A 26,694-nucleotide genomic window follows, 5' to 3' on the forward strand; every position below is an offset into this window, starting at 1 on the left:
CCACAGCACTTTTCTGGAAACACCCATGCCCAACATCCTCCTGGTCGAAGACGACACCGCACTCTCCGAGCTGATCGCCAGTTACCTGGAGCGCAACGGCTATCAGGTCAGCGTGCTCAGCCGTGGCGACCATGTACGTGAGCGGGCGCGCGTCGATCCGCCGGACCTTGTGATCCTCGACCTGATGCTGCCGGGGCTGGACGGTTTGCAGGTCTGCCGCCTGCTGCGGGCCGACTCGGCGACCTTGCCGATCCTGATGCTCACCGCCCGGGACGACAGCCACGACCAGGTGCTGGGCCTGGAGATGGGCGCCGACGACTACGTCACCAAGCCTTGCGAGCCCCGGGTGTTGCTGGCGCGGGTGCGTACCTTGCTGCGGCGCAGCAGCCTTACCGAGCCGCAGACAGTCAACGACCGCATTGTCATGGGCAACCTCTGCATCGACCTGTCCGAGCGTACCGTAACCTGGCGCGGACAAGCGGTGGAGCTGTCCAGCGGCGAGTACAACTTGCTGGTGGTGCTGGCCCGGCATTCCGGCGAAGTGCTGAGCCGCGACCAGATCCTGCAGCGCCTGCGCGGCATTGAGTTCAACGGCACCGACCGTTCGGTGGACGTGGCGATTTCCAAATTGCGGCGCAAGTTCGACGACAACGCCGACGAGGCCCGCAAAATCAAGACCGTGTGGGGCAAGGGTTATCTGTTCAGTCGTTCCGAGTGGGAATGCTGAGCCGATGTGGAAGCTGCTGATTCGCCTTTACCTGGTCACCATCGTGTCCTACAGCGCGGCGATCTACCTGATGCCGGAACTGGTGGTCCGCCTGTTTCACGACCGTTTCCTGACCTACAACCTCGATTATTCCCGTGGCCTGCAAACCTTGATGGTCAAGCAGTTCCGCGCCGTGCCCAGCGAGCAGTGGCCGGCGCTGGCGGCGCAGATGGACAAGGAGTTCGAGCCACTGCGAATCGAGCTGGCTGCGTTCGATGACGGCGGCTTCAGTGCCGAAGAGCAGGCGCGTCTCAAGCGCGGCGAGAACGTGGTGCGTATTGGCGACTGGGCCTGGCGCACCTTGGCGGCGGCGCCGCTGGACGGGCGCACGGCGGTGAAGATGGTCGTGCCGCCGGACCCGGCTGACGTCAGTTGGTTGTACTGGAGCATCAACGTGTTGATCGGCGCGACGATGCTGGCGTGCCTGTTGCTCTGGTTGCGGCCTCACTGGCGCGACCTGGAACGCCTCAGGCGCACCGCCGAACGCTTCGGCAAAGGTCATTTGGGCGAGCGTACGCACATTGCCTCCAGTTCGAACATCGGCAGCCTGGCCCACGTGTTCGACACGATGGCGGGTGACATCGAGAACCTGCTCAACCAACAACGGGACCTGCTCAACGCCGTGTCCCACGAATTGCGCACGCCACTGACGCGGCTCGACTTCGGCCTGGCCCTGGCGCTGTCCGATGACCTGCCGGCGGCCAGTCGTGAGCGCCTGCAAGGGTTGGTGGCGCACATTCGCGAGCTTGATGAGTTGGTGCTGGAACTGCTGTCCTACAGCCGTTTGCAGAACCCGCAACGCCTGCCCGAACGGGTCGAGGTGGCGCTGGACGAGTTCATCGACAGCATCCTGGGCAGCGTCGACGAGGACCTGGCGGCGCCGGACGTGGTGATCGACGTGCTGTTGCACGGGGCACTGGAGCGTTTCGTACTGGACCCGCGCCTGACCGCACGGGCCTTGCAGAACCTGCTGCGCAATGCCATGCGTTATTGCGAAAAGCGCATTCAGATCGGTGTGCTGGTGGGTGATCAAGGCTGTGAGATCTGGGTCGATGACGACGGCATCGGCATTCCCGACAGCGAACGCGAGCGCGTGTTCGAGCCGTTCTACCGCCTGGACCGCAGCCGCGACCGCGCCACTGGCGGCTTCGGTCTTGGCCTGGCCATAAGCCGCCGAGCCCTGGAAGCCCAGGGCGGCACGCTGACCGTCGAAGCCTCGCCGCTGGGTGGGGCGCGCTTCAGGCTGTGGCTGCCAACGCCTGATACCTGACACCGTCTCTGTGGCGAGGAGCTTGCTCCCGCTGGGCCGCGAAGCGGCCCCCATACGCCTCACCCAAACAACCCCGCCGCAATATTGATCGAAAACCCCAGGATCGCCGTGTTGAACACAAAACCGATCAGCGATTGCGCCAGGACGATCTTGCGCAGTTGCCGCGTGGCGACGCCCACGTCCGCGGTCTGTACCGCCACGCCGATGGTGAAAGAGAAATACAGGAAGTCCCAATAGTTGGGCGTGGTCAGCCCTTCGGCAAACCGCAGCGCCGGCTCCTTGCCCTCCCAGGTGTAATACAAGCGCGCGTAGTGCACGCTGAAGATCACCCCGATCAGCAACCAGGAACCGATCACGGTCATTGCCGTGAAACCGTAATGCAACAGCTTGCCGGCGGCATTCAGGTCGCGGCTGCCGGCCAGTTCGAGGGTGATGGTGGCCAGGCTGGCCAATGCCGCGATGCAGACCACCAGCAGGACCAGCCCGGCATTTTCATCTTCGATTTCGGCGATGCGCCGCACGTCGGGCGCCTTGGCTCGCACGGTCAGCCAGGACATCAGCACCAGGTAGGTCCAGACGCCGACATTCCAGCCGATCAGGATTTTGCTGATGATCGAGTCCACGGGAACCAGGATACCTACCGCCAGGCCAAGGACCGTGGCGCTGGACAGACGCGGGTGGGTGCGGGCGAGGAAGGGCATGGAGACTCACTGTGCGCAAAGGAGACTTAGTATGAGCCATCAAGCGAAGGGCCGATCGGCTATCGCAGTGGACTCGATCAATTGCACGCCCGCTTCCTGCATCCGTCGGATTGCCGCCTCCATCGAGCCGTCGATATCGATGCCCCGGCAGGCATCCAGTATCACCACCGCATTGAACCCCGCCAACCGGGCATCCAGCGCCGAGAACATCACGCAGAAATCCAGGGCCAGCCCCACCAGGTAAACCGTGTCGATGCCGCGCTCCTTGAGATAGCCGGTCAAGCCGGTAGGGGTCAGGTGATCCGCTTCCATGAAGGCTGAATAGCTGTCGATGTCCGGGTTGCAGCCCTTGCGAATGATCAGCTTGGCATGGGCGAGGTCGAGTGCCGGGTGCAGCGCGGCGCCGTTGCTGCCCTGTATGCAGTGGTCGGGCCAGAGTTTCTGTTCGCCGTAGGGTAATTGGACGATATCGAATGGTTGCTTGCCCGGATGACTGGACGCAAACGAGGCGTGCCCGGCCGGGTGCCAGTCCTGGGCAAGGACGACGTGCCTGAATGAATGGCCAAGCTGGTTGATCAGCGGCACGATCTCATCGCCGCCTGGCACGGCCAGTTGGCCGCCGGGGATGAAGTCGTTCTGTACATCGATGACTACCAGCGCGGTGGTCAAAGCCCGATTGGCGGCAACGCCCATGAATGAATCCTCCTTGAAGTGGTTCTTCGATAGTAGCTGAACGGCTTGGGCCAGGTGCGTAGACTGACACACCGCCATCGCGAGCAAGCTCGCTCCCACAATGGATCTGCGGTGAACACAGGATTGATGGTTTACAAAAATATTCACCCTGCGAAGGATGGTGTCTTTCGTCGAAAATATTCCAGCTTTGATGGCTTTTTGACATTTGGTTCGTGCGTCCCTGTCACGATTAAGTACAATCGCCGGCCTTCAACCGGGCATGGAAGCAGTCCGGTCTCCAGTTACGAGAAAAAACCATGCTCATCGGCAGTTATTCCCCCGCCCTTGTTTCGATTTCCTTGTTTGTTGCTGTGCTGGCTTCCTATACCGCCCTGGACCTGGCCGGGCGGATCGCGACCGCCCAGGGGCGCGCCGCGCATTTGTGGATGACCGGGGGCGCGCTGGCGATGGGGGTGGGCATCTGGTCCATGCACTTCATCGGCATGCTCGCGTTCAGCTTGCCGGTGGAGCTTGGCTACGACATATCGATCACCGCACTGTCGCTGCTGGTCGCGATTCTTTCCAGCGGTTTTGCCCTATGGCTGGTCAGCCAGCCACGATTACCGGCGTGGCAACTGGCGTTCGGTGCGCTGATCATGGGTGCCGGGATCAGCACCATGCACTACACCGGCATGGCCGCGCTGCGAATGCAGCCAGGCATCGACTATGACCCGACGCTGTTCGGGGCTTCGCTGGTGATTGCCGTCGGCGCTTCGGCGGCGGCGCTGTGGATTGCCTTTCGCCTGCGCCAGAACACCCCCCACGTGCGTCTGGCTCGTGCAGGCGCTGCGGTGGTCATGGGCATCGCCATCGTCGGCATGCACTACACCGGCATGGCCGGGGCGCGGTTCAGCGACGGCAGCTTTTGTGGCTCCCTGGACGGCTTGAGCGGCAAGGGCCTGGACAATCTGGTGTTGATCACCACCCTGGCGGTGCTGGCCATCGCCTTGCTGACGTCGATTCTCGATGCGCGTCTGGAAGCCCGCACCGCCGAGCTGGCCCAGTCCCTGACCCTGGCCAACCGGGAACTGACCCAGTTGGCCCTGCACGACCCCCTCACCGGACTGCCCAACCGGGTATTGCTGGCTGATCGTATCGACCAGGCCATGCACCGGGTGCAAGAGCAGGGCGGCTGCTTCGCCCTGATGTTCATCGACCTGGATGGTTTCAAGCCGGTCAACGACGCCTTTGGTCACCACATGGGCGATTTGTTGCTGCGGGACGTGGCCTTGCGCCTGCGCGAAGACCTGCGCAGCCAGGACACCCTGGCGCGGATCGGCGGTGATGAGTTCGTGCTGCTGGTGCAACTGGCCGAACCCGATGATGCCTTGCGACTGGCGGCACGTCAGGTCGGCTTGATCGCCCGCACGTTCCGGGTGGCCGACCATGACTTGCAGATCTCCGCCAGCGTCGGTATCGCCCTTTACCCTGGCAACGGCCAGAGTGCCGAAGAACTGCTGATGAACGCCGACGCGGCGATGTACCACGCCAAGGGCGCCGGCAAAAACGGCTACAGCTTTTTCGACGCGTCGATGAACAGCAACGCCCGCAAGCAATTGCAATTGCTGCAAGACCTGCGCATCGCTGTCGAACAGCGGCAGTTCAGCCTGTACTACCAGCCCAAGTTCGACGCCGCCAACGGCCGGCCGGTCGGCGCCGAGGCCTTGTTGCGCTGGAGCCATCCGACCCAGGGCCTGTTGATGCCCGACACCTTCATCGACCTGGCGGAAAAGACCGGCTTGATCATCCCCATCGGCGAATGGGTGTTGAACGAAGCCTGTCGGCAGATGCGCGAATGGTACGTGCTCGGTTATACCGATTGGCGCATTGCGGTGAACCTGTCGGCCTTGCAGTTCTGCCATACCGGTTTGGTGCAGAGCGTGGCCAAGGCCCTGGAGACGCATCAGCTGCCGGCCAACAGCCTGACCCTGGAAATCACCGAAACCACCGCCATGAGCGATGCGGACGCGAGCATGACGGTGCTGCAACAGCTCTCGGACATGGGCGTGGACCTGTCCATCGACGACTTCGGCACTGGCTATTCGAGCCTGATGTACCTCAAGCGCCTGCCGGCCAACGAGTTGAAGATCGATCGCGGCTTCGTGCGTGACCTGGAACACGACAGCGATGACGCGGCGATCGTCTCGGCCATCGTCGCCCTCGGTCAGGCCCTGGGCCTGCGGATCGTCGCCGAAGGCGTGGAGACCGATATGCAACAAGACTTCCTGACCCAGTTGGGCTGCGATTCGCTGCAGGGCTATCTGCTGGGGCATCCACTGCCGGCTGAGCGGTTCATCCACGACATTCGCCAGGCACAACGGGTGGCGGTGGGCTGAACCACTTCAAGGCACGATATCGAACGCCGTGCTGCCCAGCCGTTCGCCGTTGACCAGCAGGTGCACGGCATGCCGGCCCGCGTAATGTTTGCGGGTGGTCAGCTCGCGAATGTGCTGGGAGCGGCTGAGGTTGACGCAACCCTGGGCGGGCAGGTCGAAGGTCTTGAGCTTGAAGACTTTGGCCGAGGTGCCGCCCGAGGCTTTCACGTAGTCGACCGCGTAGTCGATCACCAGGCGTTGGCTCTGCTCAAGGGTTGATTGCACCGTGAAGGACAGCGTGACCTGTTCCCCCAGGCGAATCACCGCAGGCGTCACTTGCAAATCCAGCACTTGGACCTGTGCCTTGCCGCCGACCCCGATGACGCCCAACGCCCTGGGGTTGCCTTGTTTGATCAGGCTGCGCAGCGCATGCCGGGCGATCCACGCCGTGTGGCGGTTCTGCAGGGGCCAACCTTCGATCTGGTCCAGCACCCAGTCGGGATGTTGCTTGGTGACGTCGTTGAGGTGGTTGGCCACGGATTTGCGCACATAAAGGCTATCGTCGGCCTTGAGCGTGTCGAGGATCGCCGCGGCGAGGTCAGGGTTGGCCTGGATCGGCTCCAGGTGAAACGACCACGGCAAGCGCGGCCGGCTGCCTTCGCTGGCCAGGCGGCGTACGTGCTCGTTGGCGTCCAGCGACCAGTCGTGCATGACCTTGAGGGTGCGTTCCAGGTCGTCGCGCAGGAAGTGCCGCACGGCGAACTCCGACGAGCCGAACCGGGTGAAATACTTGAGCGCGTCCAACGACACGTCGAAGCGATGCCGGCCATAAGACGCCACGTAGTGTGGCAGGAACATGCTGACGAACATGCTGTTCAGGCGCGGGGCCAGGGCGCGCAGCACCTCCAGCGACGCTTCATAACCGAGGGGCAGCACCGCATGCAGGCACTCACTGACTCGGGCCATGCGTTGCATCACCGATAACTCGGCCAGCCCGTCGTTGGCCATGTGCAAAAACGCCGGGGCATCGAACGCTGGATAAACCGCGCGCATTTCGTCAGCGATGTGCTCCAGGCGGGCGCTGTTGAAGATTTCCTTGAGGGCAGGGGAAGAGGTGTTGGTGCTCATGATGGGTCCGTCCGGCGGGTGTTGGGCCAAGACTTGCCACTATGCCATGCCAGGCACAACCCGTGGCGAGGGAGCAAGCAGGGGGTACAGTTTCCAGAAATTAAGGAATGATTCGCCGCCCGCGAAGTCCCAGATTCAGTCCCTCGAATAACTGGAGTTTTTTTCTATGCGCAAACCATCCCTGATCGCCAGCCTGGTCCTGATCGCCGGCCTCGGAGCCCTTGGGCCTGTTGCGCAAGCGGTCGAGAAAACCGCAGACGCCCTGGAGCATTCGCCGAGCAATGGCCGCAGGCTGGTGGAGAACGACCGGGTGCCGGCGGACTACCAGCGCGCGGACAGGGCCATGAAAGACTGGAAACAGAAGAAACTCGAGCAACCGACAAACGAGCAGCAATGGGTGCAGATCGACGACAAGTACTTGCTGATCGAAACCGTGTCCGGCGCAATCGTCAAGATCGTGCCAGCCACGCGTTAGGTCAGAGCACTTCGCCTTTGTCCCACAGGTGAACCAGCTCGCCGGGTGCCTGGTCCTCAGGCACCTGCAGCACCATCTCGTCGTCCTGGTCGTTGGCGCGATAGTGCACCTCGATCTGGAAAAAACGCTGGTCGCCGCGCCCGGGCGTGGAGGAGGTCAGTGGCAGGCAGCCCTCCAGGACCGAACTGATGCGTGTGCGCTGGTCGAGGTCGCACTGGGCGAATTCGATTTCCCGTGGTCGGGTCAGCGCATGGATGGCGGCCACGCCGCCCTGGCGCGACAGCCGTATCACCGCCTTGTCGTCTAGGTCTGGAAGGGTTTTCATCAGCTCTCCTGTGTCAGGTCGACGCCGACCTGGGCCCAGCCGTTCTGCACCGCTTGCACTTCCCGCGTGCCGAAGCGCTGGCGGGCGTGCTCGACGGTCAGGCGGGCGAAGTCGCTGAAGGACGCGTCATTGGCCAATCTTCGGTCGCACAAGGTTTCATACCAGATCCGGCCGGCCTTTTCCCAGGCAAATCCGCCCAGCGTGGTCGCCACCAGATAAAAGGCCCGGTTGGGGATGCCGGAGTTGATGTGCACGCCGCCGTTGTCTTCACGGGTAATGACGAATTCGCGCATGTGCGCCGGTTGCGGGTCCTTGCCCAGCAACGGGTCATCGTAGGCGCTGCCGGGGTTGGACATGCTGCGCAGGCCGTTGCCGTTGATCTTGTCGGTGAGCAGGTCGGCGCCGATCAGCCAGTCGGCCTGGTCGGCGGTCTGTTCAAGTACGAACTGCTTGACCAGCACACCGAACACATCGGAGATGGACTCGTTCAGCGCACCGGATTGGTTGGCGTAGACCAAGCCTGCCTCGCTTTCGGTGACGCCATGGGCCAGCTCGTGGGCCACCACATCCAGGGAGCGAGTGAAGCGCTGGAAGATTTCGCCATCGCCGTCGCCGAACACCATCTGCGCGCCGTTCCAGAAGGCGTTTTCATAACCCTGGCCATAATGCACGCTGCCCACCAGGGCGAAGCCTTTGTTGTCGATGGAGTCGCGCCCCAGGACCTTCCAGAAAAAATCGTAGGTGGCGCCGAGGGCATCGTAGGCTTCGTCCACGGCTGGGTCGCCACTGGCCCGCTGGCCTTCCAGGCGGACCGGCTGGCCGGGCAGTTCCATGGTGTTCTGGGCGTCATGCACGCTGCGTTGCGGCTGTCCGGCCTTGCCGGGCTTGGGCAGCTTCGCGGCGGCGGGAAGGTTGCCGGGCGGGCCGGGGTTGTGCCGCAGGCTGCGCACGTGGGTCAAGGTGCCGAGGGCGCTGGAGCGTTGCTGTTCGGAGCCGTGGGCGATGATGCGATTGAGGATGTACGGCGGAATGAAGCCGTGGAGCGGGCGAGAGTCGATCATCAGAAAATCCTTATCTGAAAAGCAGGGTCGATACCCATGTGAACCGAAGAGACCGTCGCGGTTCCCTGGCGCATGGCATACAACGTTTGCCATGCGCGCGGATTTCTGCGAAAACCCCGCGCCTGGATCACACGAGGGATACCGCCATGAATGAAGAGCTGCAAATCATCGACCTGGAACAGGGCGACGGCAAAAGCGTAGTCAAAGGTGCGCTGATCACCACCCAATACCGCGGCACCCTTGAAGACGGCACCGAATTCGATTCGTCCTACAGTCGCGGCAAACCCTTCCAATGCGTGATCGGCACCGGTCGCGTCATCAAGGGCTGGGATCTGGGCCTGATGGGCATGCAAGTCGGTGGCAAGCGCAAGTTGTGGGTGCCGGCCCACCTGGCCTACGGTGAGCGGTCCATGGGTGCCCACATCAAGCCCAACGCCAACCTGATCTTTGAAATCGAGTTGCTGGAAGTCCTGACTCGGGACGATTGATGGGCTGAGCGAGTCATGGCCTGTCGGTACGTGACCGCTCGCAGAACAGCGGGATGCGGCCGTTGACGGAGGGGCGGTAGCACCAGGTCAACTGATCCAATGGCGGTTCGCGCTCCAGAATTGCCGCCAGCGTGGCGCAAGCGATGTCCATGGCCAGGGTTTGGCCCGGGCATTCATGGCGGCCGCTGCCGAAGCTGAAACTGCGGCGGTTCGGGCGGTCGAGCAGCAGGGTGTCTGGTCGGGGGTTGAGCTGCGGGTCGCGGTTGGCTGAGGCCAGCAGCACCAGGACCACCTCTCCAGGGTTCAGCGCAGTGCCGAGGATTTTGCAGGGTGCGGCGATGAAGCGGCGAGTGTTTTGCACCGGCGGGTCGAAGCGCTGGATCTCGGCCAGCAATGAGCCGATCTGTGTGGGGGCCTCCCGCAGCGTCCGGCGCAGCGCTGGATCGCCGATCAGCGCCAGCAACGCGTTGCCGATCAGGCCAGCGGTGGCTTCATAGGTTTGCGAGAGCAGACCGATCAGGTTGGCGATTTTACTGTTTGGATCAGCGCCTTCGAAGCCTTGGCCAATGCCCAGCAACAAAGGGTTGTCCTGCGCCTCGATCCGCGCCTGGAATAAGCCGGTCAGTTGCTCGCTGGCCTGGTGCGCCGCGTCCAGGTGTGGTGCTTGGCTCAAGGGCGACAGGCCGGCGACGAAATCCCCGGTCAATTCGCTGACCCGCTGACAGTCCGTCGGGCTGAAACCCAGCAACGCCGCGACCACGCTGGCCGGCCCGATGAACTGGGCCTGGTGCAGGCCTTCGGCGCCCTCTCGGAGAAAGCGGGCCCTGACCAGTGCCTCGACCTGCCGGGGATTGATGTCCTGCAACCGCGGCGCAATCGCCGCCCTCGGGCAATGCTGCCGCTCCCCTTCGTTCATGCGCATCAGGTGCCCGAACACCCGTCCGGTCGGCCCTTCGGCGATGGCCTTTGGCACCGGCTCGTGGGCTGGGCGCACATGGCAATCGGGATGGTGCAGCACCGCGCACACGGCCTCGGCGCTGCTGGCGATCCACAGGTTCAGCCCGGGATCGAACGCCAGCCCGCCGGCAGCGCGCAGGGCGGCGTAAAAAGGGTAAGGGTCGGAATGCGTCGCGGCGGTGATCGGGTCCATGAAGCGCTGCCTTGTTCGTGATGGAGAAAGTGTTGCTACTATCTCCAGTCGATGCATGGCTTGATTCGTCGGGGAGCGAAATATGAACGCAGAGCACCATGACCTGGGCGTGTCCCAAGTGGCCGCGGCCATTGCCGAACCGGCGCGCACCCGGATGCTGTGCGCGTTGATGGACGGCCATGCCCGCACCAGCACCGAATTGGCGAGTATCGCCGAGGTCAGCGCCTCGACCGCCAGCGCCCATCTGGCAAAACTCAAGCAAATGGCCCTGGTGCGCCTGCATGTCCAGGGCCGTCATCGTTATTACAGCCTGGCCGATCCGCGCGTCGCCCAGGCTCTCGAGGCGCTGATGGTGATCGGCCAGAGCGCCGCACCGACCTTCACCCCGCGCACACCGGATCGCCTGCAATTTGCCCGCACCTGTTACGACCACATGGCCGGCACCCTTGCGGTGCGCCTGCATGATCGGATCATCGAGGCTGGATGGCTGATAGAGGTGGAAGGTGATGGCTATCGGCTGAGTGAGTCCGGCGAGGCGGTGTTCGAGGGCTTGGGCATCGATGTCCAGCACCTTGCCACGCAACGCCGCCGATTCGCCTGTCCGTGCCTGGACTGGAGCATGCGCCGTCCGCACCTGGGCGGTGCCTTGGGGGCGGCGTTGCTGCAAGTGGCGATCAAGCGCAAGTGGGTGATCCAGGACCTGGACAGCCGGGCTCTGGGGGTGACGGCCATTGGTCGCCGGGAGATGGCGGGGCGGTTTGGGGTCAGTGCCGAAATCGATGTCAAACCCACCGCCGTCATCGCGAGCAAGCTCGCTCCCACAGTGAGCCTGCGGTGAACTCAATACTCATGAACACCCAAGCCCCCCTGTGGGAGCGAGCTTGCTCGCTATAGCAGTTTCAGCACCACCCGCGTCATCCAGCCATATGCCGGCGCCGATACTCATCCGGCGTGGTGCCCATCATCTTGCGGAACATGCTGATGAACGCCGAGGCGCTGCTGTAGCCCAGGTCCAGGCCGATGGTTTCCACGCTCTGACCACGTTCGAGCAGGGCCAGGGCTTCGATGACTCTGAGACGCTGGCGCCATTCCACCAATGACATGCCCAGGTCCCGCTGGGCCCGGCGCATCAGCGTGCGCTCGGTGGTGTTGGCGGCGCGGGCCAGTTGCGGCAAGGAGCGCGGGTCGCTGGGGTTCGCTTCCAAGGCACGCAGCACGGGGCCCAGCAGTGGATCATCCGAGGAGGGCAGGTAGCTGCCGACATGGGGTGCCTGCGCCAGCTTGTCCACCAATACCTGCAGCAAGCGCTGCTGCTCGGGCGTCTGCGGTTGGCTCGGTGGATCGCTGCGCAGCTCTTCCAGCAGGGCGCGGATCAGCGGGCTCAAGGTCAGCGCACAGGGTACGGCCGGCAACGCGTCGCACAGTTCGGCGGCGAGGTACAACGAACAATGGCAGGCCTCATGGCGATTGAAGCCAACGTGTTCCATGTCCGGTGGCAGCCAGATGCCGTACTGCGGTGGCGCCAGGTAGTGGTGCTGGGCGATCTCGATTTCCATCACGCCACTGTAGGAGTAGACGAACTCACCCCAGGCATGCCGGTGCCGGGGGTAAGTGGCATGGGCCGGCATGCAGGCGCTGCGAAAGAAAATCGACGAGGGCAGGGCGGCTTCGAACGGAGGAATCTTCAGATGTTGGGCTGGAGGCTGCATATCGACCGCAATGGCGGATTACCGGGATGGCTTGTCGGGTAATCACTATATCCAGCAAAGGTGTCAGGCAGATAATCCTTTCATCTCTTTCTGCCCAAGGACCGTTCCCATGACCACCCGCCGCGCCCTGGATGGCCAGGTCTGCGCCCTGATGACCGGCCTCTGTGCCATTTGGGGTTTCCAGCAAGTCGCGATCAAGGCCGGCGCCGCCGACATGGCGCCGATGCTGCAACTGGGCGTGCGCTCGGCCATCGCTGCGGCACTGGTCTGGTTGTTGGTGCTGGTGCGCGGTGAACGCCTGTCCCTGGCCGATGGCAGTTGGCGCCCGGGCCTGCTGGTGGGGTTGTTGTTTGCCTTGGAGTTCGTGATGGTGGGCGAAGGCCTGCGGCATACGACGGCTTCGCATATGGTGATTTTCCTCTATACCGCACCGATGTTCGCCGCCCTCGGCTTGCACTGGAAACTGCCGAGCGAACGCCTCAAGCCGGCGCAATGGCTGGGCATCGCCGTTGCCTTCGGCGGGATCGTGGTGGCTTTCAGCGGGGGCTCGGGCGCAGCGAACGGCAGCTCGTTGCTCGGTGACGGCATGGGCTTGCTGGCCGGTGCGCTGTGGGGCGCAACCACGGTGACGGTACGCTGTTCGCGTTTAACGAATCTGCCGGCCAGCCAGACGCTGCTTTACCAACTGGTTGGCGCCGGGGTGTTGTTGATTGGACTGTCGATAGCGCTAGGGCAAACGACGATCAACCCCACGCCGCAACTCATCGCCAGCATGGCGTTCCAGGTGTTGCTGGTGTCCTTCGCCAGCTTCCTGATCTGGTTCTCCCTGCTGCGTCACTACCTCGCTTCGCAACTGGGGGTGCTGTCGTTCATGACGCCGCTGTTTGGCATCGGTTTTGGCGTCTGGTTGCTGGATGAGCCGCTGGAGCCGAACTTCATCGTTGGCGCGGTTCTGGTGCTGGGCGGGATCTTGCTGGTCAGCGGTTACGGATGGTTTCGCCAGCGTTGGGGGCGATGGCCGGTTTTGCGTCGAGGGTAACTGAGCGAAGGAATAAAAAAGCCCACCCCTGCTGAAGCCGGGGTGGGCTTTTTATTGAGGCCAAAAAGCCTTCAGGTGCCCGCAAAGGCTTGGATCAAACCTTGACGATCCAACCCGCTGGCGCTTCCACGTCGCCGGTCTGCACGCCGGTCAGCTCTTTGTAGAGCTTCTGGGTGATCGGGCCGACTTCGGTTTCGCTGTGGAACACGTGCAGCTTGTCCTTGTAGCTGATGCCGCCAATCGGGGTGATCACCGCAGCGGTACCGCAGGCGCCGGCTTCCTTGAAGTCCGACAGCTTGTCGATGAACACGTCACCTTCGATAACTTCCAGGCCCAGGCGCGATTTGGCCAGTTCGATCAGCGACAGGCGAGTAATGCCCGGCAGGACCGAAGGGGATTTCGGGGTGACGAATTTGTTGTCGTGGGTGATGCCGAAGAAGTTGGCCGAGCCGACTTCCTCGATTTTCGAGTGGGTCATCGGGTCCAGGTAGATGCAGTCGGCGAAACTGGCCTTCTTGGCCTGGGAGCCGGGCATCAGGCTGGCGGCGTAGTTGCCACCGACCTTGGCCGCGCCGGTGCCTTGTGGGGCGGCGCGGTCGAAGCTGGAGATCAGGAAGTTGTGCGGGGTCAGGCCGCCCTTGAAATAGGCGCCGACCGGGATGCAGAAAATCGAGAAGATGAACTCGGGTGCGGTGCGCACGCCGATGTTGTCACCCACGCCGATCACGAACGGGCGCAGGTACAGCGCGCCGCCGGTGCCGTAAGGCGGGATGAAGCGCTCGTTGGCGCGGACCACTTGCTTGCAGGCTTCGACGAACTGCTCGGTCTCGACGTGCGGCATCAGCAGGCGGGCGCAACTGCGCTGCATGCGGGCGGCGTTCTGGTCCGGGCGGAACAGGTTGATCGAACCGTCCTTGCAGCGATAGGCCTTCAGGCCTTCGAAGCACTGCTGACCATAGTGCAGGGCGGTGGAGCCCTCGCTGATGTGCAGCACGTTGTCTTCGGTCAGGGTGCCCGCGTCCCAGGCACCATCGCGCCAGTGCGACAGGTAGCGCTTGTCGGTCTTGATGTAGTCAAAGCCCAGTTTGTCCCAATTGATGCTCTCGTTACCCATGACACCCTCTATTTCTTAACAACCGTCGAAACGGTTCAAGGCTTCTGACGTTTTTTGGATGGGGACAACAATACTTCATTCCGGGGCTGTTTCGCAGCCTGTTACACGAATCCTGCAGCTGAAAACAGCCCTGCGGTCGTTGTGAGGGATTGTGGGAGCAAGGCTTGCCCGCGATACAGCCGACGCGGTCCTTGGTGAACCGAGGCGCCTGCATCGCGAGCAAGCTTTGCTCCCACAGCAAATCTTGCTCCCACAAGTTACTCACCCACAGCTGTTACAGATGCAACGCATGCCCCAGCGCCCGCAACGCCGCTTCCTGCACGGCCTCGCCCAGCGTCGGGTGGGCGTGGATGGTGCCGGCGATGTCCTCCAGGCGCGCGCCCATCTCCAGGGATTGGCCGAACGCGGTGGACAGCTCCGACACGCCGACGCCGACCGCCTGCCAGCCAACGATCAGGTGATTGTCCCGTCGCGCCACGACCCGGACGAAACCGCTTTTCGATTCCAGGGTCATGGCCCGACCGTTGGCGGCGAACGGGAAGCTCGACACAATGCAATCGAGCCCGGCCGCCTTGGCCTCGTCCGGTGTCTTGCCGACCACCACCAGTTCCGGATCGGTGAAGCACACCGCGGCGATGGCCGTTGGGTTGAACTCCCTGTGCTGGCCGGCGATCAACTCGGCGACCATTTCACCCTGGGCCATGGCCCGGTGGGCGAGCATCGGTTCGCCGCTCAGGTCGCCGATGGCCCAGACGTTGCGCATGCTGGTCTGGCAACGGTTGTCGATTTTCAGCGCCGAACCGTTCATCGCCAAGTCCAGCGCTTCGAGGTTCCAGCCCTGGGTGTTGGGTTTGCGACCAACGGCCACCAGCACCCGGTCGGTGTCCAGGTTCAGCGTCTCGCCATCGGGATCACGCACTTGCAAGGTGCTGGCCTGGGCATCGAAACCTTCGACGCTGTGCTTGAGGTACAGCTTCACGCCCAACTGCTTGAGCGCCTCGTGCACTGGTTGGGTCAGCTCGCCGTCATAGGCTGGCAGGATGCGTTCCTGGGCCTCGACCACGCTGACCTCGGCGCCGAGCTTGCGGTAGGCAATGCCCAGCTCCAGGCCGATGTAGCCACCGCCGACCACCACCAGATGCTTGGGCACCGAGGTGGGGGCGAGGGCTTCGGTGGAGGAAATGATCGGCCCGCCCACCGGCAGCATCGGCAGATTGACGCTTTTCGAGCCGGTGGCCAGCAGCAGGTGTTCGCACTGGATGCGAGTGTCACCGACCTCGACCGTCTTGCCATCGATCACCTTGGCCCAGCCGTGAATGACCTGGACCTTGTGCTTCTTCAACAGTGCCGCGACGCCGGTGGTCAGGCGATCGACGATGCCGTCCTTCCATTCCACGCTCTTGCCGATGTCCAGCGTCGGCGCCGCCACCGTGATGCCCAAGGCCGCCCCCTGGCTGTGGTGCCGGGTCTGGTGGAACTGCTCGGCCACATGGATCAAGGCCTTGGACGGGATACAGCCGATATTCAGGCAGGTCCCGCCCAACGCCTGGCCTTCCACCAGGATGGTCGAGATGCCCAGTTGCCCGGCACGGATCGCCGTCACATAGCCGCCAGGGCCGCCGCCGATGATCAGCAGCGTGGTGTTCAAAGTTTGCATCGCCTGCTCCATTGATGATTAGTCCACAAACAGGGTGGCGGGTTGTTCGAGCAGGCCACGCAGGGCCTGGATGAATTGCGCCGCGTCCATGCCGTCGACCACCCGGTGATCGAAAGAGCTGGAGAGGTTCATCATCTTGCGGATCACGATCTGGCCCTTGATCACCACGGGCCGCTCGACGATTTTGTTTACGCCGACAATCGCCACTTCCGGCAGGTTCAGCACCGGCGTGCTGACGATGCCGCCGAGCGCACCGAGGCTGGTCAGGGTGATGGTCGAACCGGACAGCTCATCGCGGCTGGCCTTGCCCGTGCGGGCCGCCGTTGCCAGGCGGGAGATTTCCGTCGCGCTGTCCCACAGGCTACGGGCTTCGGCGTGACGCACCACCGGCACCATCAGGCCAACATCGCTCTGGGTGGCGACGCCCACATGCACCGCGCCTGAGCGGTGGATGACCTGGGCGTCATCGTCGTAGCGCGCGTTCATCTGCGGAAAGTCGCGCAGGGCCACGACCAAGGCGCGGACCAGGAACGGCAGCAAGGTCAGCTTGCCGCGACTGGCGCCGTGTTTTTCATTCAAGTGAACCCGCAGCTCTTCCAGGGCGGTGACGTCGATTTCTTCGACGTAGCTGAAATGGGCGGCGCGCTGGGTCGCTTCCTGCATGCGCTGGGCGATCTTGCGACGCATGCCGATCACCGGGATCTGCTGCTCGTCGTGGCGCTCGGCATAACCCGAACCGCCCTTGGCCTGGGTCGACGGACCTTGGGCCAGATAGGCTTCCAGGTCCTCGTGCAGGACCCGTCCGGCGGGGCCGCTGCCCTGGACCAGGCGCAATTGAATGCCCAGGTCCAGCGCGTGTTTGCGCACGGCCGGCGACGCCAGTGGACGCTCGTCGGGGTCGCGGGCCACAGGCGCTTGCGGGGCGCAGCGTGGCGCGGTGGTTTTTTCCAGCACCGGTTCAGGTGTTGCCACGGGTGTCGGCTTCGGTGCTTGCGCAGCCGGCGCTGGCGCTGGCGTCTGTTGGGCCGATTCTTTCAGGTTACCCGCACCTTCGACTTCAATGCGGATCAATTCGCTGCCCACCGCCATGACTTCACCGGGCTCGCCACCCAGGGCGATGACCCGGCCATGCACTGGCGAGGGGATATCCACCATGGCCTTGTCGGTCATGACATCGGCCAGTACCTGATCTTCGACCACCATGTCGCCGACCTTGACGTGCCACACCGACAGTTCAACTTCCGCGATGCCTTCGCCGATGTCCGGCATCTTGATAACGTGCGTGCCCATTCAGACCTCCATGACCCGTTTCAACGCCGCGCCCACACGGGACGGCCCTGGGAAATACGCCCACTCCTGCGCGTGCGGGTAGGGGGTGTCCCAACCGGTGACACGCTCGATAGGCGCTTCCAGGTGGTGGAAGCAGTGTTCTTGCACCAACGCCACCAGTTCGGCGCCGAAACCGCAGGTGCGGGTGGCTTCGTGGACGACCACACAGCGGCCGGTTTTCTTCACCGACTTGACGATGGTTTCCAGGTCCAGCGGCCACAGGCTGCGCAGGTCGATGACTTCAGCGTCGATACCGGTTTCCTCGGCGGCGACCTGGGACACATAGACCGTGGTGCCGTAGGTGAGGATGGTCACGTCCTTGCCCGGACGGGTAATGGCGGCGACGTCCAGCGGCACCGTGTAGTAGCCGTCCGGCACTTGCGCCGAGGGGTGTTTCGACCACGGTGTTACCGGGCGGTCGTGGTGGCCGTCGAACGGGCCGTTATACAGGCGCTTGGGTTCGAGGAAGATCATCGGGTCATCGTTTTCGATGGAGGCGATCAGCAAGCCCTTGGCGTCGTAGGGGTTGGATGGCATGACGGTGCGCAGGCCGCAGACCTGGGTGAACATCGCTTCGATGCTCTGGCTGTGGGTCTGGCCGCCATAGATACCGCCGCCGCAGGGCATGCGCAGGGTCATTGGCGCGGTGAACTCGCCGGCCGAGCGATAGCGCAGGCGCGCCGCTTCGGAAATGATCTGGTCCGAGGCTGGGTAGACATAGTCGGCGAACTGGATCTCGGCTACTGGGCGCAGACCGTAGGCGCCCATGCCCACCGCCACGCCGACGATGCCGCTTTCGGAAATCGGTGCGTCGAACACCCGCGAGGTGCCGTACTTGTTCTGCAGGCCTTCGGTGCAGCGGAACACGCCGCCGAAGTAGCCCACGTCCTGGCCGAACACCACGACGTTGTCGTCGCGTTCGAGCATCACGTCCATGGCCGAGCGCAGGGCCTGGATCATGGTCATGGTGGTAGTGGTCATGGCGGTGTCCAACGCAATATTGTTGTTGTGATCGTTCATGTCAGATCCCCAACTGCTGACGCTGGCGCTTCAAGTGCTCCGGCATCTCTTTGTAGACGTCTTCGAACATGGTCGCGGCGCTTGGAATCTGCCCGCCGGCGAGGGTGCCGTACTGTTCGGCCTCCTTCTGCGCGGCGATCACTTCGGCTTCGAGTTCGGCGGTAACTGCCGCATGTTCCTCTTCGGACCACTGGCCGATCTTCACCATGTGCTGCTTGAGGCGCGCAATCGGATCGCCCAGCGGGAAGTGGCTCCAGTCGTCGGCGGGGCGGTACTTCGACGGATCGTCGGAGGTGGAGTGCGGGCCGGCGCGGTAGGTGACCCATTCGATCAGCGCCGGGCCGAGGTTGCGGCGGGCACGTTCGGCGGCCCAGCGCGAGGCGGCGTAGACCGCCATGAAATCGTTGCCATCCACGCGCAGGGAGGCGATGCCGCAACCGACGCCGCGTCCGGCGAAGGTCGTGGCTTCACCTCCGGCAATGGCCTGGAAGGTGGAGATTGCCCACTGGTTGTTGACCACGTTGAGGATCACCGGCGCCCGGTAGACGTGGGCGAAGGTGAGGGCAGTGTGGAAGTCCGATTCGGCGGTGGCGCCGTCACCGATCCAGGCCGAGGCGATCTTGGTATCACCCTTGATCGCCGAGGCCATGCCCCAGCCCACGCCCTGGACGAATTGCGTGGCGAGGTTGCCGGAAATGGTGAAGAAACCAGCGTTCTTGACCGAGTACATGATCGGCAACTGGCGGCCCTTGAGCGGATCGCGCTCGTTGGACAGCAGTTGGCAGATCAGGTCCACCAGCGGCACTTCGCGGGCCATCAGGATGCTTTGCTGGCGGTAGGTGGGGAAGCACATGTCGTCGATGTTCAACGCCAGGGCCTGGGCGCTGCCGATGGCTTCTTCGCCAAGGCTTTGCATGTAGAACGACATCTTTTTCTGACGCTGGGCGACGACCATGCGGTTGTCGTAGATGCGGGTCTTGAGCATGGCACGCATGCCCTTGCGCAGGATCTCGACGGGAATGTCCGCGGCCCAGTCGCCCAAGGCATTGCCCTGGTCGTCGAGCACGCGAATCAGGCCACGGGCCAGGTCGGCGGTGTCGGCGGGTTCGACGTCGATGGGAGGTTTGCGCACCGTGCCGGCATCGGACAGATGCAGGTAGGAGAAGTCGGTCTGGCAGCCGGGACGCCCCGAGGGTTCTGGGACGTGCAGGCGTAGCGGTTCATACGCTGGGTTCATGGCTTTCTACGCTCGATCTTGTGAATTTCTTGTAGTGGGCGCGCTAGCTGACGAATTTCCCCGGGTACGGGAAATTGTCCTACAACAATCATAGGCTCGACGCAGAAGAATATTTTTCTCTGTTAGCTTGCTGTTCAGATCATTTGCAGATAAAAAATCTGCACAACGATAAAAAACAGGATTATTTGTCTCATGCGTAAATTGGATCGCACCGACATCGGCATTCTGAACAGCCTTCAGGAAAACGCCCGCATCACCAACGCCGATCTCGCCCGTTCGGTCAATCTGTCGCCCACGCCGTGCTTCAACCGGGTCCGGGCCATGGAGGAGCTGGGGGTGATCCGCGAGCAAGTCACGCTGCTGGACGCCGACCTGCTGGGCCTGCACGTCAACGTGTTCATCCATGTGAGTTTGGAGAAACAGGTGGAAGAGGCGCTGCAGCACTTTGAAGAGGCGATCTCCGACCGACCGGAGGTGATGGAGTGCTACCTGATGGCCGGCGACCCGGATTACCTGATCCGCGTGCTGGTGCCGACCATCCAGTCGCTGGAGCGGTTCATGATGGACTTCCTGACCAAGGTCCCGGGCGTGGCGAACATCCGCTCCAGCTTTGCCCTCAAGCAGGTGCGCTACAAGACCGCGCTGCCGTTGCCGGCCAATGGGTTGACCCTGGGCACCTGACCCCCTGTGGGAGCGAGCCTGTTCGCGAAGGCGGCGGCACTTCAACATTGATGCCAGCAGACCCACCGCTATCGCGAGCAAGCTCGCTCCCACAATGGGACCTGCGTTTGGCTGCGGATTCATTGGCAACCCAAAACCCTGTGGGAGCAAAGCTTGCTCGCGATGCAGGCGCCTCGGTTTCCCAGGAGACCGCCTTCACTTCATCGCGGGCAAGCCTTGCTCCCACAGGGAAGTGGGCCTTAGAGCAACCGACACTGCATCGAAAACCCCAGCGCCACCGACTGCCCTTGCTCCAGCAAACGCAACCCCGGTCGCCCCGGCAGGTGATGGGCGTTGACCGGATGACTGACCGGTTCGATGCAGAAGAAGTCCAGGCCCACGGGGCAGTACAGCAGGAAATAGTCGCTGCCACTGGCGCGGCACTCCAGCTCATAACCCAAGTCCGGTTGCTGGATCAGACAGTGCCCGTCCCAACCGCCGAAGCCGTTGTCGACCAGCGTGTCTGGCAGTAACCGGGCGTGCTGGAAATCCCACTCTGCGGGGATGCCCCTCAGTTCCGTTGGCAGTTTCGATGCGTCGCACAGCCAGACTTCGCTGGCGCGGGTTTGCAGGCGAGTACTGGCGGTGCGCGGAAAATACGGATGCAACCCCAGCCCGTGCCAGGCGGCCTGTTCGGCCATGTGGGTGACGTGCATGGCGATCTGCAACTGACCGCCGCTCAAGCGAATCCGCAGGCTGGCGCAATAGGCGAACGGGTATTGGCTGTCGAGTTGCAGCAACACGTCCTGGGCACTTTGCTCTATCACTTGCCACGGTTGTTGCCAGGCACTGCCATGGATCGGAAACGGATCGTTGGGGCTATTGGCCTCCAGGGCCAGCCAGCCGCCGGGGCAGTCGAAACCGCCGTTGGCGATCCGGTTCGACCAGGGGATCAACGGGAAGCCGCCGAGCTTGCCGGGCAAACGGTTTTCCAGCGCTTGCGGAGTGGGAGGGCGTAACAGCTGCGCGCCGCTGCTGCGCAACGTCCAGTCGACGAGGCTGGCGCCCAGGTGAGGGGCGAGGGTGAGGCGGGTGAGTTCGTCTTCGAGATGGAGAAGGGGCAGCGTCATGTTGGCCTTGTTCTGCAAGGTTGAAAAAACTGATGTGGGAAAAGCCGGATTCTTGTGTGCGAACCCTGATGTGGCGAGGGGATATAGAGAAACGTCGCACCGCACTGTGGGAGCAAAGCTTGCTCGCGATGCAGGCTCCTCGGTTTCCTTGGAGACTGCATCATCTTCATCGCGGGCAAGCCTTGCTCCCACAAGGGGATTTTGTCGTTTGTTACAACACCAGGTGCGGCAACCACAGGGAAATGGCGGGAACATAAGTCACGAGCAGCAGCACCACGAACAGCATGGCGTAGAACGGCAGCAGCGCCTTGACGGTGCTTTCGATGCTGACCTTGCCGATGGCGGAACCGACGAACAACACCGCGCCCACTGGTGGCGTGATCAGCCCGATGCCCAGGTTCACCAGCATGATCATGCCGAACTGCACCGGGTCCACGCCGATGCCCACGATCACCGGCATCAGGATCGGTGTCAGGATCAGGATCAATGGCGCCATGTCCATCACGGTGCCCAACAGCAGCAGCATCACGTTGATGCACATCAGGATCACGTAGCGGTTGTCCGACAGTGTCAGGAACGCGGTGGTGATCTTCGCCGGGATCTCCATCAGCGTCATGATGTAGCCGAAGCTGGCGGCGAAGCCGATCAGGATCATCACGATGGAGATGGTGCGTACCGTGCGGTGCATCAGTTTCGGCAACTCGCTCCACTTGTAGTCGCGATAGATGCACATGGTCACGAAGAATGCCCACACCACGGCGATGGCGGCCGATTCGGTGGCGGTGAAAACACCCGAGAGAATGCCGCCAAGGATGATGAACAGGGTCATCATGCCCCACATGGCTTCCTTGCAGATCTTCAACGCTTGCTTGAGGGGAATCACTTCGCCCTTGGGGTAATTGCGTTTTTTCGCGAAGACCAGGCACAGCGCCATCAGGCACAGGTTCATCATGATGCCGGGGACGATGCCGGCCATGAACAGCGAACCGATGGAGACGGTGCCGCCAGCGGCGAGGGAGTACAACACCGCGTTGTGGCTGGGCGGTGTCAGCAACGCTTGCACCGAACCACTGACGGTGACGGCGGTGGCGTAATCACGCGGATAGCCGCGGCGTTCCATTTCCGGGATCAACACCGAACCGACCGAGGCGGTGTCGGCCACCGAGGAGCCGGAGATCGCGCCAAAAAAACTCGAGGCCACGAGGTTGACCAATGACAGGCCACCACGCACGAACCCCACCAGCACACTGGCGAATGCCACCAGTCGGCGGGACATGCCGCCTTCGGCCATGATCGCACCGGCCAGCACGAAGAACGGAATGGCCAGCAACGAGAATTTGTTCACCCCGCCCGTTACCTGGATCATCATGGCCTGGAACGGAATATCGATCCACCACGCTCCGATCAGGGCGGCAGCGCCCAACGCGTAGGCGACCGGCATGCCGATCAGGATCAACAGTAAAAAACTGCCCAACAGAATCAGAGCGTCCATTAAACGGCACCTTCGCTTTCTTCGATCAGGTCGAACTGCACGACCCGACGTTGGCTTTGATCACCCAGGAAGAGTTTTTCCAGGACAAAAATCAAGGTCAGGAAACCTCCGACCGGAATCGGCATGTAGGTGATGCCGACGCGCAGGGTAGGGATGGCGCTCATGAATTGATTCCAAGTGGTCATGCACAGCTTGGTGCCCCAAATGGTCATGAAGATGCAGACCGCCGCCATCAATAGCTGGGTGAAAATCGACGCCGCGGTTTGCCAGTGCGGGTGCATGCGGCTAGTGACCATGTCCACGGCCATGTGCGAGCCGGAGCGATAGCTGGCGGCGGCACCGATGAAGGTAAACACGATCATCAGCAAGATGGCGGTGGGCTCTGGCCAGCTTGAGCCGGTACCGAGTACATAGCGGGCGAACACCCCCCACGGAATCATCAGGGCAACTGCCAGGACAGATAGGCCGGCTACCCAGATGCACGTCATGTAAATCGTGTCGTTGATACGCAGCAGCAAATTCTTCATCGGGTTCCACCGTAACCGGGCGCACCTTTTAACCGCAGGCGCGCCCAGCCTTTTCATGAGTACGGATTGAGAGGGCTTACTGAACGGCTTCGATACGCTTGATCAGGTCGGCATACGGCGCGCCGTATTTGGCCCGGATCGGTGCCGTGGCGTCGTAGAAAGGTTTCTTGTCCACGGTGATGAACTCGACGCCGGCGGCCTTGAGTTTTTCTTCACTGGCGGTGGACTTCTTGTCCCACAGCACGCGCTCTTCAGCCTGGGCGGCCTTGGCGGCTTTCTTCACCATGTCCTGCTGCTCTGGGGTGAGTTTGTTCCAGGTGATTTTCGACATCACGATCGGCTCAGGCAGGATCAGGTGACCGGTCAGGCTGTAGTACTTGGCGTTCTGGTAGTGGTTGTGCTCGAGCATGGTCGGTGGGTTGTTTTCCGCGCCGTCGATCACGCCGGTCTGCAAGGCGCTGAAGATCTCGCCGGTGTCCATCGCGATACCATTGCCGCCCATGGCGTTGATGGTCTCGATGAACATAGGGTTGCCCTGTACGCGAATCTTCATGCCCTTCATGTCTTCGAGCTTGCGCACCGGTTTCTTGGTGTAGAGGTTGCGCGTGCCGCCGTCCATCCAGGCCAGGGCCACCAGGCCGAATTCGGAATTGGTGATCCGATCGAGGATCGCATCGCCGACTTCACCATCGATGACAGCGCGCATGTGGGCCTGGTCGCGGAAAATGAATGGCATGTTGAAGACGTTCACGTCCGGCACGACGGGGCCGACGATACCCAGGCTGACCCGGGACATCTGGATCGCGCCGGCTTGCATCTGCTCGATGACTTCTTTTTCAGAACCCAGTACACCGCCTGGGAAATACTTGAACTTCAGCTCGCCGTTACTCTCCTTTTCCAAGGTTTTACCCATGGATTCCTCGGCGACTACAGTTGGGTAGCCCTTGGGGTGGATGTCGGCGATCTTGATATCGAGGGCATGGGCCGCCTGGGCCAGAAAGGCCAAGGGGAGGGCTGCGATCAGAAGCGTACGTTTGAAATTCATGGTCAATCTCCAGTCTTGTTGTTTTTTTTTATGGCTCATCCAGTGAATCGGTGAAGCAGATCAGTTCGCGGAGTGCTCCCGTCCTCCGAAAGCAGGTTCAGCCAGGCCCTTGACGCCGGGTGTGAGGGCGAACACGCCACCGGCCAGGGACTGCGGGTCGTTGTCGTCACCGGGGCGGATCGAGGTGACGAAGAGGGTGTCGAGGCGACTGCCGCCAAAGGCACACATGGTCGGTTTTTTCACCGGCACTTGCAGCGAACAGTCGAGACGTCCGTCCGGGGTGAAACGGTGAATCAGCCCGGCATCATTGGCGCAGATCCAATAGCAACCGTCGGCATCCACCGCGGCGCCATCGGGGCGACCGGGCAACGGCATCATGTCGACGAGCAGCCTCCGGTTGGACGGCGTGCCGCTGTCGATGTCGTAGTCGAAAGCCCAGATCTGCTGCACCAGCGGGTGTGAATCGGAGAGGTACATCGTGCGTCCGTCCGGGCTGAAGCCCAGGCCGTTGGGCACGATGAAACCGCTCAGTTGCGCCTCGACCGGGCTGCGCTGGCCTGCCTCGAAGCGATACATCTGGCCCGCGTCCGCGTTGGCGCCCATGTTCAGCACCATGCTGCCGGCCCAGAAGCGGCCCTGGCGGTCGCAACGGCCATCGTTGAGGCGCATGTCGGTACGGCTGTGCTCGACGCTTGCGCACAGTTCGCTGTCCAGGCTGCCGTCATCATTTGGGTGCAGGCGAAAGAAACCGCTTTCCATGCCCGCTACCCAACCACCGTCCTGGTGACGGGCGAGGCAGGCGAGCATTTCAGGGGCTTCCCAGCCCTGGATTTTTCCGCTGCTGGCATTCCAGCGTTGCAGGCCACCGCTGGGAATGTCCACCCAATACAGGGCATTTTCCTCGGGGACCCAAACCGGGCTTTCCCCGACGGCGTTGCGTGCATCGACAATCAATTCGGCTTGCATGGTGATTCCTTTGTGCGTGCGTATCCCATGAAAAACAGCGAATCAGTCGTCGAATGGGCCGGCCGCCACAAAGGCGCCGCCCTGATAAACCATGGCCGGATCATCGGCGGCCGGCATCGGCTGCGCTTCGACCTTGGCGCGGAAAATTTCCGAGGTGTCCTTGGGCTGGTAACCCAGGTGTGCGGCCTGGCTGTTGTCCCACCAGACGTCGCGGTTGGCGGACACGCCGTAGACCACGGTGTGGCCGACTTTCGGGGTGTAGAGCGAGCATTCGATCAGTTGAGTGAGGTCGTCGAAGCTCAGCCAGGTGCTCATCATCCGGCGGTTCTGCGGTTCGGCGAACGACGAGCCAATGCGGATGCTGACCGTCTCGATGCCGTAGCGATCGAAGTAGAAACTGGCGACGTCTTCGCCGTAGGACTTGGACAGGCCGTAGTAACCATCCGGGCGGCGAGGGGAGAGGGCGTCGAGGGTCTGGTCTTGTTTGTAGAAACCGATGACGTGGTTGGAGCTGGCGAAGATCACCCGCTTGACGCCGTGTTTGCGGGCAGCTTCATAAATGTGGAAAACGCCGCTGATGTTGGCGCCGAGGATTTCTTCGAACGGACGCTCCACCGAAACACCGCCGAAGTGCAGGATGGCGTCGACGCCTTCGACCAGTTGATGTACGGCCTGCTTGTCCGACAGGTCGCAGGGCACCACTTCTTCGCTTTCGTCGATTGCCGGGGCCATGTTGGCGATGTCCGACAGGCGAATGTGGCGGGCGAAAGGCTTGAGGCGCTCGCGCAAAACTTTGCCAAGGCCGCCGGCGGCACCGGTCAATAGGAGGCGATTGAGGGGGTGGCGAATCTGTGTCGTGGTCATGGCATTACCTGAGCAAACTATGAGAGGTACAGTTGTTATAAGTTGTCGTACGACCGAGAGGGAATATCCTTATCCTTCCGTTACCTTGTCAACGTTTGATCGACGAACCGCTCTGGATCGGCGTCCCTGCCGCAGGTTGCCATGGGATGCGCTCATGGCAAATGGATCCTGGTATTACAGAAGCGAGAATGGATAGTTGATGAAAATGCGGTTCTCGTCGAATTCGTTGGTGCTGTAGTCCCGACGAATCGATGCGTTACGCCATTTCACGTTGAGGCTCTTCAGCGCGCCGCTTTGCACGGTGTAGGCCAGTTCGGTTTCACGGCCCCATTCCTTGCCGTCATCAACGGTGGCGGTGTGCACGTTCTCACCGCTGATGTAGCGGTTCATCAGGGTCAGGCCCGGCACGCCGACAGCGGCGAAGTTGAAGTCGTGGCGCACTTGCCAGGATTTTTCCTTGGCGTTGTCGTAGCTGGAGTTGTAGCTGTCGTTGG

General features: G+C 62.4%; 27 protein-coding genes. 8 read left to right on the forward strand and 19 right to left on the reverse strand.

Annotated features, from left to right (window positions below; genetic code table 11):
- Positions 1-25 precede the first annotated feature (25 nt).
- A complete protein-coding gene (locus tag F7R20_RS18225) occupies positions 26-727 on the forward strand; it encodes a response regulator transcription factor (protein WP_003202964.1) in 702 nt (233 codons plus the stop codon).
- Positions 728-731: 4 nt separating this feature from the next.
- The gene (locus F7R20_RS18230) at positions 732-2,036 is read left to right on the forward strand and encodes an ATP-binding protein (RefSeq protein WP_003202960.1); all 1,305 of its coding nucleotides are present in this window, start codon (positions 732-734) and stop codon (positions 2,034-2,036) included.
- A 59-nt stretch (positions 2,037-2,095) separates the two neighbouring features.
- Here the strand turns inward: F7R20_RS18230 and F7R20_RS18235 are convergent, their stop codons facing one another.
- Positions 2,096-2,737 (reverse strand): DUF1345 domain-containing protein, encoded by a 642-nt coding sequence (locus tag F7R20_RS18235; protein ID WP_003202958.1) that lies wholly within the window; start codon positions 2,735-2,737, stop codon positions 2,096-2,098.
- 39 nt (positions 2,738-2,776) lie between these two features.
- Complete coding sequence (gene pncA, locus F7R20_RS18240) at positions 2,777-3,430, reverse strand: bifunctional nicotinamidase/pyrazinamidase (RefSeq protein ID WP_003202956.1); 654 nt, start codon at positions 3,428-3,430, stop codon at positions 2,777-2,779.
- A 296-nt stretch (positions 3,431-3,726) separates the two neighbouring features.
- Here pncA and F7R20_RS18245 point away from each other — a divergent pair, with 296 nt between their 5' ends.
- Positions 3,727-5,805, forward strand: a complete 2,079-nt coding sequence (locus F7R20_RS18245; RefSeq protein ID WP_003202954.1) for a putative bifunctional diguanylate cyclase/phosphodiesterase — start codon at positions 3,727-3,729, stop codon at positions 5,803-5,805.
- A gap of 6 nt (positions 5,806-5,811) precedes the next feature.
- Here F7R20_RS18245 and F7R20_RS18250 read toward each other — a convergent pair whose 3' ends face one another.
- Entirely contained in the window at positions 5,812-6,912 is a 1,101-nt protein-coding gene (locus F7R20_RS18250) for a DNA alkylation repair protein (protein ID WP_003202952.1), read from the reverse strand.
- Between the two features lie 166 nt (positions 6,913-7,078).
- Between F7R20_RS18250 and F7R20_RS18255 the strand changes: the two genes are divergently transcribed.
- Positions 7,079-7,387, forward strand: coding sequence for an RcnB family protein (locus tag F7R20_RS18255; RefSeq protein WP_003202950.1), 309 nt, complete (start codon positions 7,079-7,081; stop codon positions 7,385-7,387).
- Between the two features lies 1 nt (position 7,388).
- On the opposite strand, the gene F7R20_RS18260 is transcribed toward F7R20_RS18255, so the two are convergent.
- Both F7R20_RS18260 and F7R20_RS18265 read right to left on the reverse strand, forming a co-directional pair.
- The gene (locus F7R20_RS18260; RefSeq protein WP_003202948.1) at positions 7,389-7,712 is read right to left on the reverse strand and encodes a protealysin inhibitor emfourin; all 324 of its coding nucleotides are present in this window, start codon (positions 7,710-7,712) and stop codon (positions 7,389-7,391) included.
- Positions 7,712-8,773, reverse strand: a complete 1,062-nt coding sequence (locus tag F7R20_RS18265) for a M4 family metallopeptidase (RefSeq protein WP_003202946.1) — start codon at positions 8,771-8,773, stop codon at positions 7,712-7,714. The genes F7R20_RS18260 and F7R20_RS18265 overlap by 1 nt, the downstream gene beginning before the upstream one ends.
- Before the next feature lie 146 nt (positions 8,774-8,919).
- Here F7R20_RS18265 and F7R20_RS18270 point away from each other — a divergent pair, with 146 nt between their 5' ends.
- Positions 8,920-9,261 carry an FKBP-type peptidyl-prolyl cis-trans isomerase gene (locus tag F7R20_RS18270; protein WP_003202944.1) on the forward strand — a complete coding sequence of 114 codons (342 nt, stop codon included), beginning with the start codon at positions 8,920-8,922 and terminating at the stop codon, positions 9,259-9,261.
- 13 nt (positions 9,262-9,274) lie between these two features.
- Here the strand turns inward: F7R20_RS18270 and F7R20_RS18275 are convergent, their stop codons facing one another.
- Positions 9,275-10,411, reverse strand: a complete 1,137-nt coding sequence (locus F7R20_RS18275; protein WP_003202942.1) for a cytochrome P450 — start codon at positions 10,409-10,411, stop codon at positions 9,275-9,277.
- Positions 10,412-10,493: 82 nt separating this feature from the next.
- On the opposite strand from F7R20_RS18275, the gene F7R20_RS18280 reads away from it, so the two are divergent.
- Positions 10,494-11,249, forward strand: coding sequence for an ArsR/SmtB family transcription factor (locus F7R20_RS18280; protein ID WP_003202941.1), 756 nt, complete (start codon positions 10,494-10,496; stop codon positions 11,247-11,249).
- 76 nt (positions 11,250-11,325) lie between these two features.
- Here the strand turns inward: F7R20_RS18280 and F7R20_RS18285 are convergent, their stop codons facing one another.
- Positions 11,326-12,120, reverse strand: coding sequence for an AraC family transcriptional regulator (locus F7R20_RS18285; RefSeq protein ID WP_003202939.1), 795 nt, complete (start codon positions 12,118-12,120; stop codon positions 11,326-11,328).
- A gap of 109 nt (positions 12,121-12,229) precedes the next feature.
- On the opposite strand from F7R20_RS18285, the gene F7R20_RS18290 reads away from it, so the two are divergent.
- Complete coding sequence (locus F7R20_RS18290) at positions 12,230-13,159, forward strand: DMT family transporter (protein ID WP_003202937.1); 930 nt, start codon at positions 12,230-12,232, stop codon at positions 13,157-13,159.
- A 94-nt stretch (positions 13,160-13,253) separates the two neighbouring features.
- Here the strand turns inward: F7R20_RS18290 and F7R20_RS18295 are convergent, their stop codons facing one another.
- From F7R20_RS18295 to F7R20_RS18315, 5 genes are all read right to left on the reverse strand, one after another.
- On the reverse strand, positions 13,254-14,273 hold the full coding sequence (locus tag F7R20_RS18295; protein WP_003202935.1) for a branched-chain amino acid aminotransferase: 1,020 nt from the start codon (positions 14,271-14,273) through the stop codon (positions 13,254-13,256).
- A gap of 274 nt (positions 14,274-14,547) precedes the next feature.
- On the reverse strand, positions 14,548-15,930 hold the full coding sequence (gene lpdA / locus F7R20_RS18300) for a dihydrolipoyl dehydrogenase (protein WP_003202934.1): 1,383 nt from the start codon (positions 15,928-15,930) through the stop codon (positions 14,548-14,550).
- 18 nt (positions 15,931-15,948) lie between these two features.
- On the reverse strand, positions 15,949-17,220 hold the full coding sequence (locus F7R20_RS18305; RefSeq protein ID WP_003202932.1) for a dihydrolipoamide acetyltransferase family protein: 1,272 nt from the start codon (positions 17,218-17,220) through the stop codon (positions 15,949-15,951).
- Entirely contained in the window at positions 17,221-18,279 is a 1,059-nt protein-coding gene (locus tag F7R20_RS18310; RefSeq protein WP_003202931.1) for an alpha-ketoacid dehydrogenase subunit beta, read from the reverse strand.
- 1 nt (position 18,280) lies between these two features.
- The gene (locus F7R20_RS18315) at positions 18,281-19,516 is read right to left on the reverse strand and encodes a 3-methyl-2-oxobutanoate dehydrogenase (2-methylpropanoyl-transferring) subunit alpha (protein WP_003202930.1); all 1,236 of its coding nucleotides are present in this window, start codon (positions 19,514-19,516) and stop codon (positions 18,281-18,283) included.
- Positions 19,517-19,708: 192 nt separating this feature from the next.
- Here F7R20_RS18315 and bkdR point away from each other — a divergent pair, with 192 nt between their 5' ends.
- Positions 19,709-20,197: a Bkd operon transcriptional regulator BkdR gene (bkdR, locus tag F7R20_RS18320; RefSeq protein ID WP_003202929.1), complete on the forward strand. Its 489-nt coding sequence runs from the start codon at positions 19,709-19,711 to the stop codon at positions 20,195-20,197.
- A gap of 239 nt (positions 20,198-20,436) precedes the next feature.
- Here bkdR and F7R20_RS18325 read toward each other — a convergent pair whose 3' ends face one another.
- From F7R20_RS18325 to F7R20_RS18355, 7 genes are all read right to left on the reverse strand, one after another.
- Positions 20,437-21,306: an aldose 1-epimerase gene (locus F7R20_RS18325; RefSeq protein ID WP_003202928.1), complete on the reverse strand. Its 870-nt coding sequence runs from the start codon at positions 21,304-21,306 to the stop codon at positions 20,437-20,439.
- Positions 21,307-21,517: 211 nt separating this feature from the next.
- Positions 21,518-22,798, reverse strand: a complete 1,281-nt coding sequence (locus F7R20_RS18330; protein WP_003202926.1) for a TRAP transporter large permease — start codon at positions 22,796-22,798, stop codon at positions 21,518-21,520.
- On the reverse strand, positions 22,798-23,325 hold the full coding sequence (locus tag F7R20_RS18335) for a TRAP transporter small permease (RefSeq protein ID WP_003202923.1): 528 nt from the start codon (positions 23,323-23,325) through the stop codon (positions 22,798-22,800). The genes F7R20_RS18330 and F7R20_RS18335 overlap by 1 nt, the downstream gene beginning before the upstream one ends.
- 76 nt (positions 23,326-23,401) lie before the next feature.
- Positions 23,402-24,370, reverse strand: coding sequence for a TRAP transporter substrate-binding protein (locus F7R20_RS18340; RefSeq protein WP_003202921.1), 969 nt, complete (start codon positions 24,368-24,370; stop codon positions 23,402-23,404).
- Between the two features lie 60 nt (positions 24,371-24,430).
- Positions 24,431-25,336 carry an SMP-30/gluconolactonase/LRE family protein gene (locus tag F7R20_RS18345; protein ID WP_003202919.1) on the reverse strand — a complete coding sequence of 302 codons (906 nt, stop codon included), beginning with the start codon at positions 25,334-25,336 and terminating at the stop codon, positions 24,431-24,433.
- Between the two features lie 42 nt (positions 25,337-25,378).
- Positions 25,379-26,200, reverse strand: a complete 822-nt coding sequence (locus F7R20_RS18350) for an NAD-dependent epimerase/dehydratase family protein (RefSeq protein WP_003202917.1) — start codon at positions 26,198-26,200, stop codon at positions 25,379-25,381.
- A gap of 174 nt (positions 26,201-26,374) precedes the next feature.
- Positions 26,375-26,694, reverse strand: a 320-nt coding sequence (locus F7R20_RS18355; RefSeq protein ID WP_151180609.1) for an OprD family outer membrane porin, incomplete at its 5' end; no start/stop codon positions are given.

The organism is Pseudomonas brassicacearum subsp. brassicacearum (assembly GCF_008801605.1).
GTDB classification, from domain to species: Bacteria; Pseudomonadota; Gammaproteobacteria; order Pseudomonadales; family Pseudomonadaceae; genus Aquipseudomonas; species Aquipseudomonas brassicacearum.

Bases quoted from the DNA above. Each gene is read 5' to 3' on its own strand.
- F7R20_RS18225 (WP_003202964.1), top strand. From the start codon at position 26: ATGCCCAACATCCTCCTGGTCGAAGACGACACCGCACTCTCCGAGCTG.
- F7R20_RS18230 (WP_003202960.1), top strand. From the start codon at position 732: ATGTGGAAGCTGCTGATTCGCCTTTACCTGGTCACCATCGTGTCCTAC.
- F7R20_RS18235 (WP_003202958.1), bottom strand. From the start codon at position 2,737: ATGCCCTTCCTCGCCCGCACCCACCCGCGTCTGTCCAGCGCCACGGTC.
- pncA (WP_003202956.1), bottom strand. From the start codon at position 3,430: ATGGGCGTTGCCGCCAATCGGGCTTTGACCACCGCGCTGGTAGTCATC.
- F7R20_RS18245 (WP_003202954.1), top strand. From the start codon at position 3,727: ATGCTCATCGGCAGTTATTCCCCCGCCCTTGTTTCGATTTCCTTGTTT.
- F7R20_RS18250 (WP_003202952.1), bottom strand. From the start codon at position 6,912: ATGAGCACCAACACCTCTTCCCCTGCCCTCAAGGAAATCTTCAACAGC.
- F7R20_RS18255 (WP_003202950.1), top strand. From the start codon at position 7,079: ATGCGCAAACCATCCCTGATCGCCAGCCTGGTCCTGATCGCCGGCCTC.
- F7R20_RS18260 (WP_003202948.1), bottom strand. From the start codon at position 7,712: ATGAAAACCCTTCCAGACCTAGACGACAAGGCGGTGATACGGCTGTCG.
- F7R20_RS18265 (WP_003202946.1), bottom strand. From the start codon at position 8,773: ATGATCGACTCTCGCCCGCTCCACGGCTTCATTCCGCCGTACATCCTC.
- F7R20_RS18270 (WP_003202944.1), top strand. From the start codon at position 8,920: ATGAATGAAGAGCTGCAAATCATCGACCTGGAACAGGGCGACGGCAAA.
- F7R20_RS18275 (WP_003202942.1), bottom strand. From the start codon at position 10,411: ATGGACCCGATCACCGCCGCGACGCATTCCGACCCTTACCCTTTTTAC.
- F7R20_RS18280 (WP_003202941.1), top strand. From the start codon at position 10,494: ATGAACGCAGAGCACCATGACCTGGGCGTGTCCCAAGTGGCCGCGGCC.
- F7R20_RS18285 (WP_003202939.1), bottom strand. From the start codon at position 12,120: ATGCAGCCTCCAGCCCAACATCTGAAGATTCCTCCGTTCGAAGCCGCC.
- F7R20_RS18290 (WP_003202937.1), top strand. From the start codon at position 12,230: ATGACCACCCGCCGCGCCCTGGATGGCCAGGTCTGCGCCCTGATGACC.
- F7R20_RS18295 (WP_003202935.1), bottom strand. From the start codon at position 14,273: ATGGGTAACGAGAGCATCAATTGGGACAAACTGGGCTTTGACTACATC.
- lpdA (WP_003202934.1), bottom strand. From the start codon at position 15,930: ATGCAAACTTTGAACACCACGCTGCTGATCATCGGCGGCGGCCCTGGC.
- F7R20_RS18305 (WP_003202932.1), bottom strand. From the start codon at position 17,220: ATGGGCACGCACGTTATCAAGATGCCGGACATCGGCGAAGGCATCGCG.
- F7R20_RS18310 (WP_003202931.1), bottom strand. From the start codon at position 18,279: ATGAACGATCACAACAACAATATTGCGTTGGACACCGCCATGACCACT.
- F7R20_RS18315 (WP_003202930.1), bottom strand. From the start codon at position 19,516: ATGAACCCAGCGTATGAACCGCTACGCCTGCACGTCCCAGAACCCTCG.
- bkdR (WP_003202929.1), top strand. From the start codon at position 19,709: ATGCGTAAATTGGATCGCACCGACATCGGCATTCTGAACAGCCTTCAG.
- F7R20_RS18325 (WP_003202928.1), bottom strand. From the start codon at position 21,306: ATGACGCTGCCCCTTCTCCATCTCGAAGACGAACTCACCCGCCTCACC.
- F7R20_RS18330 (WP_003202926.1), bottom strand. From the start codon at position 22,798: ATGGACGCTCTGATTCTGTTGGGCAGTTTTTTACTGTTGATCCTGATC.
- F7R20_RS18335 (WP_003202923.1), bottom strand. From the start codon at position 23,325: ATGAAGAATTTGCTGCTGCGTATCAACGACACGATTTACATGACGTGC.
- F7R20_RS18340 (WP_003202921.1), bottom strand. From the start codon at position 24,370: ATGAATTTCAAACGTACGCTTCTGATCGCAGCCCTCCCCTTGGCCTTT.
- F7R20_RS18345 (WP_003202919.1), bottom strand. From the start codon at position 25,336: ATGCAAGCCGAATTGATTGTCGATGCACGCAACGCCGTCGGGGAAAGC.
- F7R20_RS18350 (WP_003202917.1), bottom strand. From the start codon at position 26,200: ATGACCACGACACAGATTCGCCACCCCCTCAATCGCCTCCTATTGACC.